The organism is Bacillus sp. UNC438CL73TsuS30 (assembly GCF_000482325.1).
GTDB lineage: Bacteria > Bacillota > Bacilli > Bacillales > Cytobacillaceae > Neobacillus.
Window position 1 is genome coordinate 827,650 of the sequence record NZ_KI535295.1, and the last position, 19,447, is coordinate 847,096.

22 protein-coding genes are annotated in these 19,447 nt (G+C 40.3%); 18 read left to right on the forward strand and 4 right to left on the reverse strand.

The genetic code is table 11. The features are described from left to right. Positions 1–3: 3 nt before the first annotated feature. The 17 genes from M028_RS0117835 to M028_RS0117915 all read left to right on the forward strand — a co-directional run bounded on the left by M028_RS0117835 (position 4) and on the right by M028_RS0117915 (position 14,175). The gene (locus tag M028_RS0117835; protein ID WP_026575073.1) at positions 4–777 is read left to right on the forward strand and encodes an enoyl-CoA hydratase-related protein; all 774 of its coding nucleotides are present in this window, start codon (positions 4–6) and stop codon (positions 775–777) included. 15 nt (positions 778–792) lie between these two features. Then, positions 793–2,304: an aldehyde dehydrogenase family protein gene (locus tag M028_RS0117840; protein WP_026575074.1), complete on the forward strand. Its 1,512-nt coding sequence runs from the start codon at positions 793–795 to the stop codon at positions 2,302–2,304. A 69-nt stretch (positions 2,305–2,373) separates the two neighbouring features. Beyond that, the gene (locus M028_RS0117845) at positions 2,374–3,246 is read left to right on the forward strand and encodes a 3-hydroxyacyl-CoA dehydrogenase (RefSeq protein WP_026575075.1); all 873 of its coding nucleotides are present in this window, start codon (positions 2,374–2,376) and stop codon (positions 3,244–3,246) included. Next, positions 3,243–4,448 (forward strand): thiolase family protein, encoded by a 1,206-nt coding sequence (locus tag M028_RS0117850; RefSeq protein WP_026575076.1) that lies wholly within the window; start codon positions 3,243–3,245, stop codon positions 4,446–4,448. Before M028_RS0117845 ends, M028_RS0117850 begins: the two co-directional genes overlap by 4 nt. Before the next feature lie 68 nt (positions 4,449–4,516). Then, complete coding sequence (locus M028_RS0117855) at positions 4,517–5,293, forward strand: enoyl-CoA hydratase-related protein (RefSeq protein WP_026575077.1); 777 nt, start codon at positions 4,517–4,519, stop codon at positions 5,291–5,293. Between the two features lie 81 nt (positions 5,294–5,374). Continuing rightward, the gene (gene paaX / locus M028_RS0117860) at positions 5,375–6,256 is read left to right on the forward strand and encodes a phenylacetic acid degradation operon negative regulatory protein PaaX (RefSeq protein WP_026575078.1); all 882 of its coding nucleotides are present in this window, start codon (positions 5,375–5,377) and stop codon (positions 6,254–6,256) included. 91 nt (positions 6,257–6,347) lie between these two features. Then, positions 6,348–7,301: an NAD(P)H-dependent flavin oxidoreductase gene (locus M028_RS0117865; RefSeq protein ID WP_026575079.1), complete on the forward strand. Its 954-nt coding sequence runs from the start codon at positions 6,348–6,350 to the stop codon at positions 7,299–7,301. A 24-nt stretch (positions 7,302–7,325) separates the two neighbouring features. Further along, on the forward strand, positions 7,326–7,748 hold the full coding sequence (locus tag M028_RS0117870; RefSeq protein ID WP_026575080.1) for a PaaI family thioesterase: 423 nt from the start codon (positions 7,326–7,328) through the stop codon (positions 7,746–7,748). 301 nt (positions 7,749–8,049) lie between these two features. Next, positions 8,050–8,352, forward strand: a complete 303-nt coding sequence (locus M028_RS0117875; protein ID WP_026575081.1) for an urease subunit gamma — start codon at positions 8,050–8,052, stop codon at positions 8,350–8,352. A gap of 29 nt (positions 8,353–8,381) precedes the next feature. Beyond that, entirely contained in the window at positions 8,382–8,705 is a 324-nt protein-coding gene (ureB, locus tag M028_RS0117880; protein ID WP_026575082.1) for an urease subunit beta, read from the forward strand. Then, positions 8,702–10,414, forward strand: coding sequence for an urease subunit alpha (ureC, locus tag M028_RS0117885; RefSeq protein WP_026575083.1), 1,713 nt, complete (start codon positions 8,702–8,704; stop codon positions 10,412–10,414). The genes ureB and ureC overlap by 4 nt, the downstream gene beginning before the upstream one ends. A 9-nt stretch (positions 10,415–10,423) precedes the next feature. Continuing rightward, positions 10,424–10,882, forward strand: a complete 459-nt coding sequence (ureE, locus tag M028_RS0117890) for an urease accessory protein UreE (RefSeq protein WP_026575084.1) — start codon at positions 10,424–10,426, stop codon at positions 10,880–10,882. Continuing rightward, the gene (locus tag M028_RS0117895) at positions 10,872–11,558 is read left to right on the forward strand and encodes an urease accessory protein UreF (RefSeq protein WP_026575085.1); all 687 of its coding nucleotides are present in this window, start codon (positions 10,872–10,874) and stop codon (positions 11,556–11,558) included. The genes ureE and M028_RS0117895 overlap by 11 nt, the downstream gene beginning before the upstream one ends. Positions 11,559–11,718: 160 nt before the next feature. Further along, the gene (gene ureG, locus M028_RS0117900) at positions 11,719–12,330 is read left to right on the forward strand and encodes an urease accessory protein UreG (protein WP_026575086.1); all 612 of its coding nucleotides are present in this window, start codon (positions 11,719–11,721) and stop codon (positions 12,328–12,330) included. A gap of 1 nt (position 12,331) precedes the next feature. Then, positions 12,332–13,156 carry an urease accessory protein UreD gene (locus M028_RS0117905; RefSeq protein ID WP_026575087.1) on the forward strand — a complete coding sequence of 275 codons (825 nt, stop codon included), beginning with the start codon at positions 12,332–12,334 and terminating at the stop codon, positions 13,154–13,156. Positions 13,157–13,227: 71 nt separating this feature from the next. Further along, positions 13,228–13,893 (forward strand): HoxN/HupN/NixA family nickel/cobalt transporter, encoded by a 666-nt coding sequence (locus tag M028_RS0117910; protein ID WP_026575088.1) that lies wholly within the window; start codon positions 13,228–13,230, stop codon positions 13,891–13,893. A 63-nt stretch (positions 13,894–13,956) separates the two neighbouring features. Continuing rightward, on the forward strand, positions 13,957–14,175 hold the full coding sequence (locus M028_RS0117915; RefSeq protein ID WP_026575089.1) for a DUF5342 family protein: 219 nt from the start codon (positions 13,957–13,959) through the stop codon (positions 14,173–14,175). A 41-nt stretch (positions 14,176–14,216) separates the two neighbouring features. Here the strand turns inward: M028_RS0117915 and M028_RS30345 are convergent, their stop codons facing one another. The 4 genes from M028_RS30345 to M028_RS0117935 all read right to left on the reverse strand — a co-directional run bounded on the left by M028_RS30345 (position 14,217) and on the right by M028_RS0117935 (position 18,459). Beyond that, on the reverse strand, positions 14,217–15,164 hold the full coding sequence (locus M028_RS30345) for an urea transporter (protein WP_231510833.1): 948 nt from the start codon (positions 15,162–15,164) through the stop codon (positions 14,217–14,219). Positions 15,165–15,344: 180 nt separating this feature from the next. After that, complete coding sequence (locus M028_RS0117925) at positions 15,345–16,259, reverse strand: pseudouridine-5'-phosphate glycosidase (protein WP_026575090.1); 915 nt, start codon at positions 16,257–16,259, stop codon at positions 15,345–15,347. Continuing rightward, positions 16,256–17,353 (reverse strand): carbohydrate kinase, encoded by a 1,098-nt coding sequence (locus M028_RS0117930; RefSeq protein ID WP_026575091.1) that lies wholly within the window; start codon positions 17,351–17,353, stop codon positions 16,256–16,258. Before M028_RS0117930 ends, M028_RS0117925 begins: the two co-directional genes overlap by 4 nt. A 41-nt stretch (positions 17,354–17,394) precedes the next feature. Further along, complete coding sequence (locus M028_RS0117935) at positions 17,395–18,459, reverse strand: BMP family lipoprotein (protein ID WP_026575092.1); 1,065 nt, start codon at positions 18,457–18,459, stop codon at positions 17,395–17,397. Positions 18,460–18,610: 151 nt separating this feature from the next. On the opposite strand from M028_RS0117935, the gene M028_RS0117940 reads away from it, so the two are divergent. Next, positions 18,611–19,420: a uroporphyrinogen-III synthase gene (locus M028_RS0117940; RefSeq protein ID WP_026575093.1), complete on the forward strand. Its 810-nt coding sequence runs from the start codon at positions 18,611–18,613 to the stop codon at positions 19,418–19,420. The last annotated feature ends 27 nt before the right edge of the window (positions 19,421–19,447 follow it).

A 19,447-nucleotide genomic window follows, 5' to 3' on the forward strand; every position in this document is an offset into this window, starting at 1 on the left:
CATATGTACGAAACGATTTTGTATTCTGTTGAAAACGGTGTGGCATGGATTAAGTTAAATCGGCCAACTACATTAAATGCGTTCGTGGCTCAAATGAATAGAGAAATTACGAAAGCTATTAAAACAGCTTCTGCAGCTGAAGAGGTCCGCTGCATCGTGATTACCGGTGAAGGACGTGGTTTTTGCTCCGGTCAAGACCTGTCAGAAGTAGATGAAGATATGGATCATGGGCAGGTATTAAGGGAGAAATACGGGCCGATGATCAAACAAATTTATCAATGTGAGAAACCGATTATAGCTGCTGTCAACGGGATTGCTGCCGGTGCAGGTTTTAGCCTTGCATTAGCTTGCGATTTTCGTATTCTTTCAGAACGCGCAAGCTTCTTAAATGCTTTTATTCACATTGGTTTAATCCCAGATTCAGGTAATAGTTACTTCCTTACTAGATTAGTAGGAGAAGCAAAAGCATTGGAAATTTCGATTTTAGGTGAAAAAATCCCTGCGGATCAAGCGCTTGCATTGGGACTAGCAAATAAGGTGGTTTCTTCCGATAACTGGGAAGCTGAAGTAACGCAATTTGCAGATCGAATTGCAGCTTTGCCAACAAAAGCAATCGGATTAATTAAACGCACGATCAAGGCTGCAGGTGAAGAATCCTTTATTGACTACTTAGAAGAAGAAGCACAAGGCCAAAGAATTGCCGGCCTAACGAAAGATGCTCGTGAAGGCGTGCAAGCCTTTATGGAAAAAAGAAAACCAACCTTTATTGGCAAATAAGAGGAGGACCTATAGATGTCTACACAACAAGTTATCGATTCAGTTTCATTAAAGAGAGACTATTATCATCTAATTATTAATGGTGAAAAAGTAGAAAGCTCAACTGGCCAAACCATTAAAACCTATAATCCTGCTACTGGTGAGCTTCTCGCTGAAGTGGCAAAAGCTTCAAAAGATGACACAGAAAAAGCAGTACAGGCTGCCCGCGAAGCATTTGATCATGGAAAATGGCGCAAATACCCAATTAACCGCCGTTCACAAGTGTTGAACAAAATTGCTGCTATTATGCGTTCCCGTTTTAATGAAATAGTAGAATTAGAGATTTTAGATACTGGGAAATCATTAGCTGCAGCTCAAGGTCAAGTATCACAAGCGATTGAAGATTTTGAATTCTATGCAGGGGCTATTGTCGGACATCGCGGTGTCGTTAATAATATGCCTGGCCAATTTCATAATTTTACTGAAAAAGAGCCTGTTGGCGTATGTGCGCAAATCATTCCTTGGAACTATCCATTGATGATGGCAGCATGGAAAATCGCTCCGGCGATTGCAGTTGGTTGTTCTGTTATTGTAAAACCAGCTAGCTTAACTCCTCTTACTGCGATTATTTTAGGTGAAATCTGCTTAGAAGCAGGCGTACCAGCTGGTGTTGTTAACATTATTCCGGGATCAGGCTCAGAGGTTGGTAACTACCTTGTTGAACATCCAAAAGTAAATAAAGTGGCTTTCACTGGTTCTACCCCAATCGGAAAAGATATCATGGGAAAAGCATCAGAGACCCTAAAACGTGTTACGCTTGAATTAGGCGGTAAATCTCCTAACATCGTGTTTGAAGACGCGGATATTGATGCTGCCGTTGATGGATCCCTTTTCGGAATTTTCTACAACTCAGGTCAATCCTGTGAAGCTCGTTCACGTTTATATGTACATGAAGATATTTATGATGAATTCATCACTAAGTTTGTTGAAAAAACGAAGAAATTAGTACTTGCTAATCCATTTGATAAAGGAACCCATATGGGAGCAATCATCGATCAAGGTCAGTTGGATGTCATCGATGGGTATGTAAAATCTGCAATTGAAGAGGGAGCAGAAATCTTAGCTGGAGGAAAACCTGCTGTTGTCGAGGGTTATGAAGGTGGATTCTGGTATGAGCCGACTGTCATTGCAAACGTTAACCACGACATGACTGTTGTAAAGGAAGAAATCTTTGGACCTGTTGTAGTAGTTATGAAATTTAAGGATGAAAAAGAAGCAATTAAACTTGCAAACGATACGGAATTCGGATTAGGATCAGCCGTGTGGTCAAAAGACGGTGCACGTGCAACTCGTGTGGCGAAGCAAATTGAAGCAGGAATCGTGATGATAAACTGCCCATTCTCAGCCTTCCCTGGAACCCCATTTGGCGGTTACAAGCAATCTGGTTTCGGCCGTGAGCTTTGCATTGAAACACTTGACCTTTATACCGAAACAAAGAGCATTGTTTCTTACTTTGGAAGTCGTCCAATAAATCCATTAGGTGTTTAATGTCCTACACGTACGAATGAGACTTCCACGTCTCATTCGTACTTCTTTAATTAGACAAAGGAGAGATTTTTGATGAAAAACATCGTTGTTGTTGGTTCTGGTGTTATGGGTAGAGGGATTGCCTATGTATCTGCACTTGGTGGATTTTCCGTTACATTGGTTGATGTGAATGAAAATGCGCTTAAAAGTGCCGAAGGTGAATTAAATTCCATTATTGCAAAAGGACGCGAAAGAGGAAAAATTTCTTCTGAACAGGAACATTTGGCGAAAGGGAATCTATCCTATGCGAGTGATCTGCCGCAGGCATGTTCTATTGCTGACTTGATTATTGAGGCTGTCCCTGAAAAAGCAGTAATTAAAAAACAAGTTTTTGAAACAATGGAGCAATTTGCACCAGAACATTGCTTATTTGCTACCAATACTTCTACCATGAGTCCAACAGAAATTGCATCATATGGAAAACGAGCGGATCAAACGATTGCAATGCACTTCTTTAATCCGGTTCACAAAATGCCGCTTGTAGAAATCGTCCGCGGTCTTGAAACGAGTGATGAAACCGCTGAAACGATTAAAAAAGTGGCGGAACAAATGGGGAAAGAAACGGTTGTAATCAATGAATTCCCTGGTTTTGTCACAAGCCGTATCAGCTGTCTTGTCGGTAATGAAGCTTTTTATATGCTTCAAGAAGGACTTGGAACACCTGAAGACATTGATAAAGCTATCAAACTTGGATTGAACTATCCAATGGGCCCATTTGAATTAGTTGACCTTGTTGGATTGGATGCCCGTTTAAATAACTTGAGATACTTGCATGAAAAATTAGGTGAAAAATACCGTCCAGCACCATTACTTGAACAATATGTAGCCGCAGGCAGACTTGGTCGCAAAACGGGCAAAGGTGTTTATGATTATACGAAAAAAGAAGAGTTGGTGAAAAAATGAAAGAAGTTGTAATTGTTGATGCAGTTAGAACGCCGATCGGAAAATATAAAGGTGCATTAAAAAGTGTCCGCCCTGATGATTTAGGCGCAATCGTCATCAAGGCTCTTCTTGAAAGAAATCCTAATCTTCCTCCAGAACAAATTGAAGATGTCATTTTTGGTAATGCCAATCAAGCAGGGGAAGACAATCGAAATGTTGCCAGAATGTCAGCACTTCTTGCTGGATTGCCGATTACTGTAGGTGGCACAACGATTAACCGTCTTTGCGGTTCAGGTTTAGATGCCGTAATTCTAGCAGCTAGATCAATCGCTGCGGGTGAAGGAGATATCTATATTGCCGGCGGTACGGAGAGCATGACACGTGCTCCTTATGTCATGGGAAAGCCTGAAGTTGATTACCCAAGAGGTTCCATGGAACTTCAGGATACGACGATTGGCTGGCGCTTCACAAATAAAAAATTAGAAGAAATGTACGGGGCAGAATCGATGCCTCAAACAGCTGAAAATGTAGCGCAGCGCTGTTCGATCACACGTGAAGAACAAGATGAATTTGCACTCCGAAGCCAGCAACGAGCCAAAGTCGCTATGGAAAACGAACGTTTTACGAATGAAATTGTGCCCGTCACCTTTAAAGATCGGAAAGGGAACGAGGTAGTGGTAACAAAGGACGAGCATCCACGCCCAGATAGCTCCTTGGAAAAGTTATCAAAACTTCGGCCGATTTTTGAAGGCGGTACGGTCACAGCAGGAAATGCATCCGGTGTAAATGACGGGGCGTCTGCCGTATTATTAATGAGTGCTGAAAAAGCGAAGGAACTTGGATTAAAACCGCTTGCAAAATATGTGGTGGGTGCAGTTGCGGGTCTTGAACCATCTGTAATGGGATTAGGACCTATCTATGCTTCAAGAAAAGCACTCACAAGAGCGAATTTATCAATCGACGAGATCGGGTTAGTAGAATTAAACGAAGCCTTTGCCTCCCAGTCTATCGAATGCATGAGACAATTGGAGCTTGATGCGGATAAAGTAAATGTTAATGGCGGTGCCATTGCTTTTGGCCATCCCCTTGGTGCAAGTGGTGCCCGGATTTTAACCACCCTAGTCCACGAAATGAAAAAGCAAAAGGTTCAATATGGACTTGCAACCATGTGTATCGGTGTCGGTCAGGGAATTGCCGCTATTATTGAAAACATTGAAAATTAAATCTTTAAGCCCTTATATAGTCTGACTAGTAAGGGCTATTTTGTCTAATAAGGGAGAGAAATTTAATTATGGAAAACGTGATATTTAAAATAGAAGATCATATTGGCTATGTAACAGTGAATCGTCCTGACGTTTTAAATTGTTTTAACTATCCAACACTATCCGAGCTTCAAGAAGTAGTAAATTCTATTTCTCTAAATCCAGATGTTCACGTGGTTATTTTTACCGGTGCTGGAGAAAAAGCCTTTAGTGCGGGCGCAGATTTAAAGGAAAGAAAAACTTTATCCGAAACAGAGGTAAGAAGGAATGTAAAAGCAATACGTGATGTGTTTAACAGTATTTCATTGCTCCCACAGCCTACAATCGCTGCTGTTAATGGCTATGCACTTGGAGGTGGCTTCGAATGGCTGCTATCCTGTGACTTTGCCATTGCCGCAGAAGGAATTTCGTTGGGATTGACAGAAACAAGCTGGGCGATTATCCCAGGAGCAGGGGGAACCCAGCGATTGCCGCGATTAGTTGGCGAAACAAAGGCAAAAGAATTAATTTTTACGGCAAAGAAATTGTCTGCCAAAGAAGCACTAGAATTGGGTATAGTCCTTGAGGTAGTTTCTCGTAACGAATTAATGTATGCTTGTGAGGAATTTGCTGCAAACATAAGGAAAAATGGGCCAGTTGCGATCCGTCAGGCTAAATATGCGATTACAAGAGGGCTTAACACCGATTTACAAACAGGGCTTGAAATTGAAGCAAAAGCATACGAACTAACGATACCGACGGAAGATCGCGTAGAAGCCTTAAATGCATTTAGTGAAAAAAGAGCTCCTCGTTTTTCAGGGAAATAGCTTGCTTTTTTGAGAAAAATATATAAAAATTATAACGCTCGTATAAATTATGTGATACAAGAATTGGGGGGGGTGAAATGAATGGGTGAAAATACACGCTCCATGATTTTTACAATATACGGTGATTATATTCATCACTATGGGAATAAAATTTGGATTGGCAGTCTAATTGGACTGCTAAAGGAATTCGGTCATAATGAGCAGGCGGTTCGGGTAGCCGTTTCCCGTATGTTGAAACAAGGGTGGATCCAATCTGAAAAGGTCGAGAATCGCAGCTATTATTTTCTAACAAAACAGGGTATAGACCGAATTGAAGAAGCAGGAAATCGTATTTTTAAGCTACATCCGAGTGAATGGGATGGAAAATGGCGTGTTCTCATGTATACCATTCCCGAAGAGAAGAGACAGATTCGGGATGAACTTCGTCAAGAGTTATTATGGAGCGGCTTTGGCAGCTTTTCAAATGCCTGCTGGATTTCTCCGAATAACTTGGAAAAAGAAGTGAAGCTCCTTATTGAAAAATATGATATCAGCGAATATGTAGACTTTTTCGTTTCAGAATATATCGGTCCAAGAGATAATAAAACTCTAGTTGAAAAAAGCTGGCCGTTAGAAGATGTGGTTGAGAAATATGAAGAATTTATTATCACGTACAGCAAGCAATTTTTTGCGAATCAAGAGATTATTAGTCGCGGCGAAATGACCGATGCCCAATGTTTCGTTGAACGGACTAAGCTTGTCCATGAATATCGCAAATTTTTGTTTATCGATCCAGGACTTCCAAAAGAACTATTGCCGGAAAATTGGAATGGAAACCTTGCAGCAACATTATTTAACCAATATTATCAACTTCTTGCGGAACCGGCCAGTCGTTTTTTTGAAAGTATTTTTAAGGAAAATAATGATTTATGTAAAAAAGACGACTCCTATGATGCTAAACACCATCCGTATATGATTCAGTGACAAACAAAGCAGCTTTTCAACCATTTTTTTGAAGAGCTGCTTTGTTGTAAATGGAACCGTGCAATTTCTTTTTAATGAGAGGAGAATTTGTGTGAAATCAGTAAATGAATTGCTATCGATAAAATATCCAATTATCCAAGGAGGAATGGGGAATATCAGTAATGCTCAACTGACAGCAGCTGTATCGAATGCTGGAGGTCTTGGGACGATTGGATGCGGAACGATGAACCCTGCGCAGGTTGAATCGATTATTCTGGAAACGAAGGATCTGACAGATCAGCCTTTTGCAATCAATATACCTATCAATGTTAGTCCCTATACGGAGGAAATGATTCAACTTGTCATTAAACACAAGATACCTGTTGTTTCATTGTCTGCCGGCAATCCTGCACCCTATATTGCTCGTTTGCATGAACATAACATAAAGGTGATAGTCATTGTTGCGGCTGTTAAACATGCACAAAAGGCAGAAGAGGCAGGGGCCGATGTATTGGTGGCGGAAGGATTTGAAGCAGCCGGAATTAATTCCAATCTAGAATTGACCACGTTTACGCTAATCCCACAAATCTGCAAACATGTTTCTGTACCCGTTTTAGCTGCAGGGGGGATTGGCGATGGACATGGGTTAGCTGCCGCATTAATGCTCGGTGCGTCAGGGGTACAGATGGGGACACGCTTAATTGCAACAATGGATGCACCTTTCCATTCTACATATAAAAATAGATTAATTGAGGCAAATGATCAGGAAACAGTGATTTTGGGCCGTTCGGTTGGCCAGGTCAGGAGAGTACTAAAATCAGGCTATGCAAAACAAATTATTGATTTAGAACGTCAAGGTTTGTCAGAAGAACAATACCGTCAGATGACATCCGAGGATTTCCATTTGAAAGGTGCCCTGCGTGGTGACGGTGAAAATGGATTCATGAACAGTGGACAAATTGCTGGGCTTATTGAAGATATTCCAACTGTACAGGAATTATTAGATGGGATGATGAGTGAGGCACAAGCAGTTATGGAAGAGCGCCTGCGTCTTTTTACCATGTAAACGTTCTTGAGAGGAGTTTGGGGGATGGGAAATATAAACAAAGAATTCGATCTTATGAAGGTTGTTACGGATGGGGCTGCACCTCCTCCGTGTGATCTAACCTTGCAGATTGCAGTAACCTCTGCGAATTATGGAATCGCGCAGGGCATTTGGAAAGTCGATGATCAGTTTATGAACGGACTTGGAGTGGCGATGGGCGGTTTTGTTTCATCAGCGGCAGATATTATGATGGCCTATGCGATTGCATCTAAGTTAACGGTTGGACAAAGCTTTACTTCTATCGATTTACATACGACCTTTCATAGACCCATTTTTAAGGGAGAGGTTCTGGTTGAGGCAAGGGTTGAAAGATTGGGAAGAAAGGTTGCCTACGTTGTCTCAGACCTATTTCAAAATGAAAAAAAAGCAGCAAGTGTTGTTTCTTCGGTGATGATTATTGGTGAGTGAAGGTAAGCTATCGGGACACAATCTCGATAGCTTTTTAATATAGTATTTCTAGGAACATAGGAATTTTGTCTATTAAGTTATAATAAATAATCAATAAAAAAGCAGCTTGGTACTATTTTAGCACTTAGGCTGTTTTTTTATTTTTTTAATTTACTGTTTCTACGTCACGATTCTTTTCATTTTTTAGAAATATAAAAAATTGTAACTTCCGTTTAAAAAGGAAAGGAATTGGAGAATTTTATGAAGTGTGGTTATTTTTAACAAAAATAAAACAACGTAATTTTTAAAGGAGGCCGCTCGAATGTTATTAGTTCCTCGTGAGATAGATAAACTCATGATTGTTGTCGCAGCAGATCTTGCGAAAAGAAGAAGAGAAAGAGGATTGAAATTAAATTATCCTGAAGCTGTAGCATTGATAACCTATGAAGTATTAGAAGGCGCAAGGGACGGTCGAACAGTGGCTGAATTAATGGAATATGGAGCTACTATATTAAAAAGAGAAGATGTGATGGAAGGAATTCCGGATATCATTGACGATATTCAAGTAGAAGCTACTTTTCCCGATGGAACAAAATTAGTAACCGTACATGATCCAATTCGCTAAGAATCAGCAGGAGGAATAAGCAAATGGAAATGGAACCAGGTCAGTTGTTTTTAAAAGAAGAACCGATAATTTGCAATGTGGGAAGAGATCTTTTCAGGATAAAAGTAACGAATACCGGAGATCGGCCAGTCCAAATAGGATCACACTTTCATTTTTATGAGGTGAATGAATCCCTAAAATTTAATAGGGAGGAAGCCTTTGGAAAACGTTTAAATGTTCCAGCCGGTGCAGCGGTTCGGTTCGAACCAGGTGATGAAAAGGAAGTAGAATTGGTGAGTTTTACCGGAGAGCGTAAAGTTTATGGCTTTAATAATAAAACCGATGGATCTGTTGAAAGCAGGTGTGATAAATGAGTTTTGAAATGCCTCGTAAACAGTATGCGCAAATGTACGGACCCACTACCGGTGATTCGATTCGACTGGCGGATACAGATTTGATTATTCAAATTGAAAAGGATTATACGACCTATGGTGAAGAAGTAGTTTTTGGGGGAGGAAAAGTGATCCGCGACGGAATGGGTCAGCATCCTCTCGTAACCCGAGGGGATGGTGTTCCAGATCTGGTGATTACGAATGCGGTGATTTTAGACTATACCGGCATTTACAAGGCCGATCTTGCGATTCGTGATGGAAAAATATCAGGAATTGGAAAAGCAGGGAACCCTTTGGTTATGGATGGTGTGGATATTGTCATCGGTGCATCCACAGAGATCATTGCGGGTGAAGGAATGATTGTAACAGCTGGGGGAATTGACACGCATGTGCATTTTATCAACCCGGCACAAGTAGAGGTTGCCCTTACGGCCGGCCTGACCACTTTAATTGGAGGGGGCACGGGTCCTTCTGCGGGTTCAAGAGCGACAACGGTCACTCCTGGAGAGTGGAATATTCATCGGATGCTTGAAGCGGTCGAAGGGCTCCCGATTAATGTAGGATTGACTGGGAAGGGACAGGCTGCAACAGAGGAACCATTAGCTGAGCAAGTTCGGGCAGGTGTCATCGGGCTTAAAGTTCATGAAGACTGGGGCGCCACTGCTTCAGCCATTGATCATGCATTAAGAGTAGCAGACAAATACGACGTTCAAGTTGCGTTACACGCGGACACTTTGAATGAAGGCGGTTTCGTTGAAAATACGATGGCTGCTATTAAAGATCGAGTAATTCATATGTATCATACGGAAGGGGCTGGAGGAGGGCATGCACCCGATTTAATCAAATCAGCAAGTTTTATGAATGTTCTCCCTTCCTCTACTAACCCAACACTGCCGTATACGGTAAACACCATTGATGAACATCTGGATATGTTAATGGTTTGTCACCATTTAAATCCGTCTGTACCCGAGGATATAGCTTTTGCTGATTCAAGGATTCGAAAAGAAACCATTGCTGCAGAAGATATACTTCAAGATATGGGGATTTTTAGTATGACCAGTTCAGATGCACAGGCGATGGGGCGTGTCGGAGAAGTTGTTATCAGAACTTGGCAGGTTGCCGATAAAATGAAAAAACAAAGAGGCTTTTTAGAAGGTGATCGTGAGCTTTCAGATAATAACCGTGCAAAACGTTATATTGCAAAATATACGATTAATCCTGCGATTACCCATGGAATTTCTGATTATGTAGGTTCCATTGAAGTAGGAAAGATCGCAGACCTGGTGATTTGGTCACCGGCGTTTTTTGGCGTTAAACCTGAACTGGTTCTAAAGAGTGGATTTATTGTTCATGGAATGATGGGCGATGCAAATGCATCAATCCCAACGCCACAGCCAGTGATTAGCCGTCCAATGTATGCTTCGATTGGAAAAGCATTATCCAAAAGCTCGATTACGTTTGTATCCCAGGCAGCCTATGAAGGCAAGGTTCATGAAAAGCTCGGTCTCGAAAAAATGATCCTTCCGGTAAAAGGGATTCGGAAATTAACGAAAAAAGACATGAAACTTAATTCGGAAACACCTGAGTTGTCAGTTGATCCACAAACATATGAGGTAAGAGTTAACGGCGAGCTTATTACATGTGATCCGGTTGATAAGGTACCGATGGCACAACGATATTTCTTATTTTGAGGTGAAAGCATGTTAATTGAAAGAATAGAAACCAATATTGAGGAAATGGAAAAGGAAGAGATTATCAGACGTCATATTGAAAAAGTTTACCTGGAAAGTGCGCACCTAGTAAAACGGATTCAAAGGGTTATAACCGACCATGGCAGGGAAATTGGCATCCGTTTAAAAGATCCGCGTGACCTAAGTGCTGGTGATGTCTTATATATAGATGAGAAAAATATGATTGTCGTTGATGTAGTTGCGGATGATTTATTGGTGATTAGCCCGCGCAGCTTAAAAGAAATGGGGACAATCGCCCATCAACTGGGCAATCGCCATCTTCCGGCGCAATTTGAAAATGACGAAATGATGGTTCAATATGATTACCTTGTAGAGGAACTTTTACAGGAGCTTGAGATTCCTTATAAACGAGAAGAGAGAAAGGTAAAGCAGGCATTTCGCCATATTGGTCATAGTCATGGAGCATAAGTTTTTATCACTATTTCAGCTATGTGATTCAAACTTTCCAACCGGTGCCTTTAGTCATTCATACGGGCTTGAAAGCTATATACAAGAAAATACTGTCCATAATGCGGATACATTTTTAGAGTGGGTTCGGGTATATATCAATGAACAGCTCATCTATTCAGATGGGCTGGCAAGCCATCTTGTTTTTCAGGCATTGGAAAAAGAGGATGTTCAGAAAATCTGGAAGCTTGATCGGTTATTGGCCGTGCAAAATTTACCTCGTGAAACGAGGGAGGGCACGCAGCGAATGGGGGAGCGAATGCTGAATCTTGTTCAGTCCCTATATGAGATACCGATTTTATCGCTTTACAGAAATAGGATTGAAGCAAAACAATCTTTTGGTCACCCATCCATTGTATTTACAATGGTTGCACAACATACGGGTGTCTCAAAATCAACGGTTGTATTATTTTATTTGTATTCGGTGGTTTCAGGGATTGTCCAAAATGCTGTTCGCGGCATCCCTTTGGGGCAAACGGCAGGGCAAATCATTCTTCGTGATATTCAAAGCGATTTGGCCAAGGCCGTCCAAACGATTGAACAGTTGGATGAAGGAGAATTTGGAATCGTCTCGCCTGGGCTTGAGTTGTCACAAATGAGGCACGAACGAGTGAATATAAGAATTTTTATGTCATAGATTGGTGTATTTTTTCGGAACGCAGATAAAATGCTTAGCAAAGCAAATAAAACGCTTAGGAACGCAGATAAAAGTTGCTTTTTCGCAGATAAGTAACCCGAAGTCGCAGATAAAATCCAATTTTGCGCTGATAAATTTATAAGAGAAAGGAAGAGGTTAAATGGATCCAATTAAAATCGGTGTGGGTGGCCCTGTTGGTGCTGGAAAGACCATGCTAGTTGAGAAATTGACGCGCCATTTGAAGGATGAAATAAGTATGGCAGTTGTCACCAATGATATTTATACAAAAGAGGATGCAAAATTTTTAATGCAAAATGGAGTCCTTCCGGCTGATCGGATTATTGGTGTTGAGACGGGAGGATGTCCCCATACGGCAATTCGTGAAGATGCTTCAATGAATTTTGCAGCGATCAATGAATTAAAAGAAAAACACCCGGATGTAGAGCTAATTTTTGTTGAAAGCGGCGGCGATAATTTAGCTGCAACCTTCAGCCCGGAATTGGTTGATTTCTCCATCTACATTATTGATGTGGCACAGGGAGAGAAAATTCCAAGAAAAGGCGGTCAGGGGATGATTAAATCTGATTTATTTATTATTAATAAAACGGATTTAGCCCCTCATGTTGGTGCAAGTCTTGATGTCATGGAGTCTGATACAAAGGTGTTTCGTGGAGACAAACCATTTGCATTTACCAATTTAAAAGATAACTCTGGGTTGGATAATGTCATTGATTGGCTAAAGCAAAATGCATTATTAAAAGGATTGGCATGAGATGGAAGCTTGGACAGGCCTTCTCCATTTAAATGCTGAAGACAGAAGGGGAAAAACGATTTCGAAAAATGTATATTTCCAGGGTGCGTTTAAAGTGATGCGCCCTATTTATCATGATGAATCAGGCCAGCCTTGTTATTATTTATTGAACCCTGGCGGCGGTTATTTAGATGGGGATCGTTATAAAATGAAAATCTCCCTTGAGAAAAATGCACGCGTAACCATGACAACCCAGTCGGCGACCAAGGTATATAAAACCCCGAAAAACCATGCATACCAAGAAGCAGAGTTTTTACTTGAGGCAGGCAGTTACCTTGAATATATCCCAGATCCATTGATTGCTTACCAACATGCGAAATACAAACAAAAAAACGTGATTCGGATGGATAAAACAGCTACACTTCTCTATTCAGATATCATTACACCAGGTTGGTCTCCAGAGGGAGAGCAATTTAGTTACGAAACCATTCAATTATTAAATGAAATCTACATGGATGACGAATTAGTTGTATATGATCATATAAAATTAAACCCAGGCCAACAGAATTTAAGGGGAATTGGATTTATGGAGGGATTTTCTCACCTGGGTTCGATGATTGTAATTGGAGAGCAATCGAATAGTGTTTTACTCGATCAGTTATATTCTGTGATTGAAATGAATACAAATGATTATAAAGTTGGACTATCCTCACTTTCAGTTCCGGGATTTACCATTCGCGTGTTAGCAAATTCCACTCAAGTGATTGAAAAAATGTTCTCGGAATTTCATCAAATCATCAGTCAGGAATGGTTTAATAAAAAACCATGTTTTCTTAGAAAATACTAAGGGTTTAATCCGGCAATTCGAAAGGGTTGCCGGATTTTTATAGAGAAATAAGTAGTTGGGGAGGAAACAAAATGGATGTTACTTTATTTTCTGTTTTAACGTTAGGGTTTATTTTAGGCATCAGGCATGCATTGGAACCCGATCATGTCATTGCTGTTTCAACGATTGCAAGTCAAAGTAAAAAGCTTTGGCAGGCCTCTCTGGCCGGTGTTTTTTGGGGAATTGGACATACAGCCACACTTTTTATTATAGGAATCATCCTCATTGTCATGAAAAATGATATTCCGGAGAAATGGTCACTGACATTGGAATTTTTAGTTGGAATCATGCTTGTTTATTTAGGGGTCGCTGCAATGTTATCAATTCGAAAAAATCGAAAACAATCTCATCATCATGATGAAGTACATAATTTTGTGAAAAAACCTACTTATTTTAAATCATTATTTATCGGATTTGTGCACGGACTTGCCGGCAGTGCTGCCATGGTCCTCCTTACCATGAGTACCGTTCATTCTGTATGGCAGGGGGCGCTGTATATTTTAGTATTTGGATTAGGAACCGTAATCGGAATGTTAATTTTTACAACCGTAATTGGGATTCCGTTTGTTTTAAGCATGAAAAAAATGGTTGCAGGAAGTAGACTAATTTTGGCAACAGGCGCTTTAAGTACCGTTTTTGGATTTTACTACATGTATAATTTAGGTGTGAATGATGGCTTATTTAAACTTTGGATATAATCAAGGATACAAGATCTTTTTCTGGGGGAAACTTTAATTGTAAAAAAGGAGGAAGATGCAGGTATGTTTGAAAATTTCGAGGTGAATCATCTATTCGAGGGGCAGGCACATGAACAACCTCATTTTTCATTGAATATCCAAGGACATGATTATAAGGGGATGGTTCAAGATGGCAAAATTCACTGGTACCATCCACATCCGAAACAAAAGGTGGAAGAAGAATATTTAAGTTCCGTAGAACAACAGGTATTTGATTTAATGTGTGAACATACAGAATCATAAAGGAGAGCATCCCGTCATTTTGCGGGATGCTTTCTTCGATTTTAAAATGAGGGAAGAACTTTCCTTGCACATAGGAATAGCCATGTGCAAAATACAAAAGGCATGGTCAATGCAGGCAGACCGTACGGCAAAAGCCATGTGACAATACTTGCCGTAATCGGTACGGTTAAACAAGCAGCGATAATTCCATATAGTAATCCCTTCCGACCATTCTCATTAAAAACAATCGAAACAGCGATAATGGTTAAGATAGCATTGTATCCGTATAGCCCCATAAAAATCAAATGGTGTTCTCCTCCGAGAAAATATGATGTGATTAGCGCGGCGAGGTTTCCTATTATTGCAAAAAGACCCAATTTCCATCCAGCCCAAAATACCGCGATAAATAATAGGATTCCGGAAAAGGAATTATCAAGAAAAAAAATTTGCCCGATCCCGTTTACAGCGCCATCAAGCCAATTTGTCTCTCCCTTTATATTTAAGGTCCAATTGGATAAAGATTGTGGTGTGAGATTAGGGCTTATTTTAAAGGAAACTAGTCGATAGGTAGTAAGGAGCCAAAACCAGGTTAGGACAATAAATGGAAAGGTTAGAATCGGAATTTCAGTTGGCTTCATGATATGAATCATGGCAGCTGTAAATAACGCAGCGATCGCAGAACCAGCTATAGCAATGAACCAGCGGTCATCTCCGCTTAAAAACAAGAAAAGGGCCATTCCTGTCAGGACGGAGTTATATCCATACAATCCCTGACCTATAATCTTTTGATCTGCCCCACCAAGTTTTCCTATTACCGTTCCAATAATAGTGGATAAAAGAGCGATAATTCCTAAAGAATAGGATGCAATGGTGATCGCAGCTAGAATAATAAACCCAGAAACTGCATTTTCAATCAAGATTACCTGAGAGATTCCTTTTAACGAAGATATTATCAACCACTTTAACGTTTCCTTGTTAAAAAAATCATTTGAGTTATGTTGAATGTTCACCACGTCCTTTTAGGGGGAAAATAAAAAAAGTCCCGAACAATCACCTTAGGTGAATTCGAATCTTTAATAAATTTTCCCTCTAATTAGAAAAAGTATTCGAACAGTCTTTGGGATAAAAAATATAAAAAGCTTGTAGACGTATCTAGAACCTAGATTTGTCTACAAGCTAAACGAAAGCTATTATTTCATTGTATTAAAACTTACTGCTATTTTAGCTCCGACAACAGCATTGTTTTTCACAAGAGCAATGTTTGCATCTAAACTTTTTCCTTCAGTTAATTCTTTTACTTTCCCAAGCATGAATGGTGTTACATTTTTACCGGAAATATGTTTTTCTTCAGCTTCTTTTAATGCGGTTTCGATTACACTATTAATCGTTTCTTCATCCATTGCATATTCTTCAGGAATCGGGTTGGCAATAACAGCTCCGCCTTTAAGATTCAAATCCCATTTTACTTTTAACGTAGAAGCAATGGTTTCCACATCATCTGAGCGTAAATTCAGCGGGAATTCACTTGTACGGGTATAGAAGGCAGGAAGGACATCTGTTTGATAGCCAATCACCGGTACACCTTTTGTTTCAAGATATTCCATTGTAAGACCCAAATCTAGAATAGATTTAGCACCAGCGCAAATAACGGCTACGTTTGTTTGTCCAAGTTCTTCGAGGTCAGCCGAGATATCCATAGTTGTTTCGGCACCACGGTGAACACCGCCAATACCACCAGTAACAAAGATATTAATTCCCGCTGCCTCCGCACAAATCATCGTTGCAGCAACAGTTGTTGCTCCTAGTTTTTTTGTGGCAATTAAATAGGCCAAATCACGTCTTGATGCTTTTGCTACATCTGAGCTTTTACCGAACATTTCTAACTCTTCATCGGATAGACCGATTTTAATCTTTCCATCCACGATTGCAATGGTTGCCGGCACGGCACCGTTATCACGGACAATTTGTTCCACTTCACGCGCGGTTTGAACATTTTGCGGGTAAGGCATACCGTGTGAAATAATGGTTGATTCTAATGCTACGATTGGTTTTCCTTGTTCCTTAGCTGTACGAACTTCTTCAGATAATTCAATATATTGTTTCATGATAATTCCTCCATGTCTTTTTGTAGTTGTTCTGCAGATAAATCCTGACGGACAGTATAAGGGGATTGCAGGGTTTTGGCGGCATTCACATTGCCGGCTTTTGCAATTTCCGGTAATGATTTCCCTTCTAGCCATGTATGAATGACAGCAGAAGAGAATGCATCACCTGCACCTGTAACATCGATAATTTCCTTTAGTTCAAAGGAAGGAACATGAAAAATTCCTTCCTCTTTATTACCGATCATCGATCCTTTTTTACCATTGGTAATAATCACATTGGATATTCCAAGTGCCAACCAATTTTCTAATGCTTTCTTCCAATCTTCAATATTTTTGATTTCAGCTTGAAAATACATTTCTGATTCATCCCGGTTTGTAATTAACCAGGTGACTCCAGTTAAATCATTTGGTAAGCGGCTCATTTTTGGGGATGAAACGGGTATGAGCGCTATCGGTATGTTATGGCCTTTTGCAAATTGACACAGAAATTGAATCGATTCTTTCGGACAGTTTAAATCAACTACAATACATTTTGCTCGGCTTAATAAAGCATCCTGTTTAAGTAGTAAATCAGGTGTGATGGATTCGTATACTTCCATATCTGCTAAGGCGATAATTAATTCTCCGTTCGGGTCTAAGACAGCCGTGTAAGAACCAGTAGATTTTTCAGGAAATTGTACAACCGTTTCCAGGTTCATGTATAAAGAGGATGCATCCTCAATAAACGACCAGTCTTTATCGGTTCCGCTTGCAGAAATAAGGGAGATTCCCATCCCAAGCCGTCCAAGGTTTTCAGCAATATTCCGAGCAACCCCGCCTGCATTCTGAGTAGCATAAATCGGATTAGAAGTGCCTAACTGAGCTTTCTCTTTCGTATGAAATTTTCGGTCAATATTTGCACCACCGATACAAATCACTTCTTGTGATTCACTTAAAATATAGGCCCTGCCTATAATCTTTCCTTTTTTGGTTAATCCGGAGATCATATTAGCAACGGAGGGCCTGGACAAACCCAAAGTTTCAGCAAGCTCTTGCTGCGAAACATAAGGGTTTTTTCGAATTAAATCCAAAATTAATTGTTCTTTCTCATTCATTTTTTCAGGCACCAAACTCACCTCGTTCCTAAACAGTACGATTATTTTGTACTGAAGGTATTTGCTTCTTTCAGAGTTTCAGGAACTTTTACTTCACCAGATTTAATCTTTTTAACCCATTCTTTGACAGTTGCATCAATTTTTGCTTTGTTAGGAGCTTTTGCATTAATCGGTGCTAAACCAACACCATCTTCGGCTAAACCATATAATACAACCTTGCCGCCAGGGAAATTTCCATCTTTGGCCTTCTGAGAAAGGTCTTGTACCGCTACATCAACACGTTTAAGTGCAGATGTAAGAACAACTTCCTGTCCCATGTCAGACTGGTCTCGGTCCACTCCAATTACCCAAATTTGTTTGTTTGGGTCTTTTTTCTTCAGATCATTGGCTTCCTTGAACAGACCAACACCAGTTGCTCCTGCAGCGTGAAAGATTACATCAGCCCCAGTAGAATACATTTTAGCAGCGATCGCTTGGCCAACTTCGGCTTTGTCAAATGCACCTGCATATTGAACATCGATTTTTACAGCTGGATTTGCAGCCTTAACACCAGCAACGTAACCAGCTTCAAATCGTTCGGTTACTGGTATTTTCATCCCACCAATAAATCCAATATGGTTAGATTTTGTAGTATTAGCAGCAGCTATACCAGCAAGGAATCCTGCTTCTTGCTCTTTAAAAAGAATACTTGCAGTGTTTGGCTGTTTAACTTCAGCATCGACGATGGCAAATTCGGTATCTTTTTGTTGTTTGGCAATTTCTTCCACGGCATTCGGCATTAAGAAACCAATCCCGTATACGAGGTCAAACCCTTGACGAACAAGTGTATTTAGGTTTGTCGTATAATCTGCATCTGATTGGGATTGAAGGTAATCATAACCACCTTTACCTTTTGTCAGACCATTTTTTTTACCGAAGTTTTCAAGACCTTCCCAAGAAGACTGGTTAAAGGATTTATCATCGACACCACCGATATCCGTAACCATTGCTACAGAGAAACTTTTTCCTTTCGCAGTTTCGTTCTCGTTACTTTTACCACACGCACCTAATAGGGTACCCGTAGCCAGTACAAGTGATAAGGCCATTCCAATTTTACGCTTTTTCAAAGTATGTGCCTCCCATTGATGGTTTAAGATTTAAACATTTGTTTAATAATTAAACTTATGTTTGTATTATACTTCGGATTTATTGCTTGGTCAATAGCAGACTTTGTGGATATAATTTCTTTAAATACCTAGTTGAAAAGAGGATATATAGATGGAAAAAGATTTATTGGGGAAGCGTATTGCAATAGCTGGATCAAGGAAAACAGAAGAAATCAGCACGCTTATTAAAAAACAAGGCGGTATCCCGCTTGTACGGCCATTACAAGGGACGGTTCTTTTATCGGAAAAAGAAGTGGAGCCGGATTTACAAAGGTTTGTTCGCGACGGAGCGGATTGGGTGATTTTTACAACAGGAATGGGCACAAACACTCTATATGAATTGGCTAAAAAATTGGATGTTGAAAATGAGTTTTTACAGATTATTCGTCAGGCAAAAGCGGCTTCTAGAGGTTATAAAACATTATCATCATTAAAAGAGCTTGGGGTTAACCCTATAGCCGTAGACCAGGATGGGACAACTCGGGGATTAATTCAATCACTAGAAGGATTTGATTTCTCTGGTAAAAAAGTAATGGTTCAGCTCCATGGCGAACAAGCGCCCACATTGACCAAGTTTCTGGAGGATAGGGGGGCAATCGTCACTAAACTTCTTCCCTATAAACATATTGCGCCTGAGACAGAAACCGTTACAACAATCTGTGATGAGTTGTTAGCAAACAAACTGGATGCTGTCTGTTTTACAACTGCAAATCAAGTCCGTTCCCTTTTTGATTTTGCAAAAGGGAAGGGCTTAGTCGATGAGATTGTGACTGCTTTTCAGTCTAATACTCTTGCTGTTGCGGTCGGAAAGGTGACCGCGGAGGCGCTAAAAGAAGAAGGAGTAACGCGAGTGATTGTACCTGAAAATGAAAGAATGGGTGCAATGGTAATTGAATTATCACGGTATAATCGTAGTATGTAACAGAATTAACAACTACTAATAATCCTT

Excerpts from the sequence above, each read along its gene's own strand:
- M028_RS0117925 (WP_026575090.1), bottom strand. The coding sequence starts at position 16,259 with ATGAAACAATATATTGAATTATCTGAAGAAGTTCGTACAGCTAAGGAA.
- ureE (WP_026575084.1), top strand. The coding sequence starts at position 10,424 with ATGTTAATTGAAAGAATAGAAACCAATATTGAGGAAATGGAAAAGGAA.
- M028_RS0117850 (WP_026575076.1), top strand. The coding sequence starts at position 3,243 with ATGAAAGAAGTTGTAATTGTTGATGCAGTTAGAACGCCGATCGGAAAA.
- M028_RS0117835 (WP_026575073.1), top strand. The coding sequence starts at position 4 with ATGTACGAAACGATTTTGTATTCTGTTGAAAACGGTGTGGCATGGATT.
- M028_RS0117840 (WP_026575074.1), top strand. The coding sequence starts at position 793 with ATGTCTACACAACAAGTTATCGATTCAGTTTCATTAAAGAGAGACTAT.
- M028_RS0117915 (WP_026575089.1), top strand. The coding sequence starts at position 13,957 with ATGTTTGAAAATTTCGAGGTGAATCATCTATTCGAGGGGCAGGCACAT.
- M028_RS0117910 (WP_026575088.1), top strand. The coding sequence starts at position 13,228 with ATGGATGTTACTTTATTTTCTGTTTTAACGTTAGGGTTTATTTTAGGC.
- M028_RS0117875 (WP_026575081.1), top strand. The coding sequence starts at position 8,050 with ATGTTATTAGTTCCTCGTGAGATAGATAAACTCATGATTGTTGTCGCA.
- M028_RS0117905 (WP_026575087.1), top strand. The coding sequence starts at position 12,332 with ATGGAAGCTTGGACAGGCCTTCTCCATTTAAATGCTGAAGACAGAAGG.
- M028_RS0117870 (WP_026575080.1), top strand. The coding sequence starts at position 7,326 with ATGGGAAATATAAACAAAGAATTCGATCTTATGAAGGTTGTTACGGAT.
- ureC (WP_026575083.1), top strand. The coding sequence starts at position 8,702 with ATGAGTTTTGAAATGCCTCGTAAACAGTATGCGCAAATGTACGGACCC.
- ureG (WP_026575086.1), top strand. The coding sequence starts at position 11,719 with ATGGATCCAATTAAAATCGGTGTGGGTGGCCCTGTTGGTGCTGGAAAG.
- M028_RS0117895 (WP_026575085.1), top strand. The coding sequence starts at position 10,872 with ATGGAGCATAAGTTTTTATCACTATTTCAGCTATGTGATTCAAACTTT.
- paaX (WP_026575078.1), top strand. The coding sequence starts at position 5,375 with ATGGGTGAAAATACACGCTCCATGATTTTTACAATATACGGTGATTAT.
- M028_RS0117940 (WP_026575093.1), top strand. The coding sequence starts at position 18,611 with ATGGAAAAAGATTTATTGGGGAAGCGTATTGCAATAGCTGGATCAAGG.
- M028_RS0117930 (WP_026575091.1), bottom strand. The coding sequence starts at position 17,353 with ATGAATGAGAAAGAACAATTAATTTTGGATTTAATTCGAAAAAACCCT.
- ureB (WP_026575082.1), top strand. The coding sequence starts at position 8,382 with ATGGAACCAGGTCAGTTGTTTTTAAAAGAAGAACCGATAATTTGCAAT.
- M028_RS0117855 (WP_026575077.1), top strand. The coding sequence starts at position 4,517 with ATGGAAAACGTGATATTTAAAATAGAAGATCATATTGGCTATGTAACA.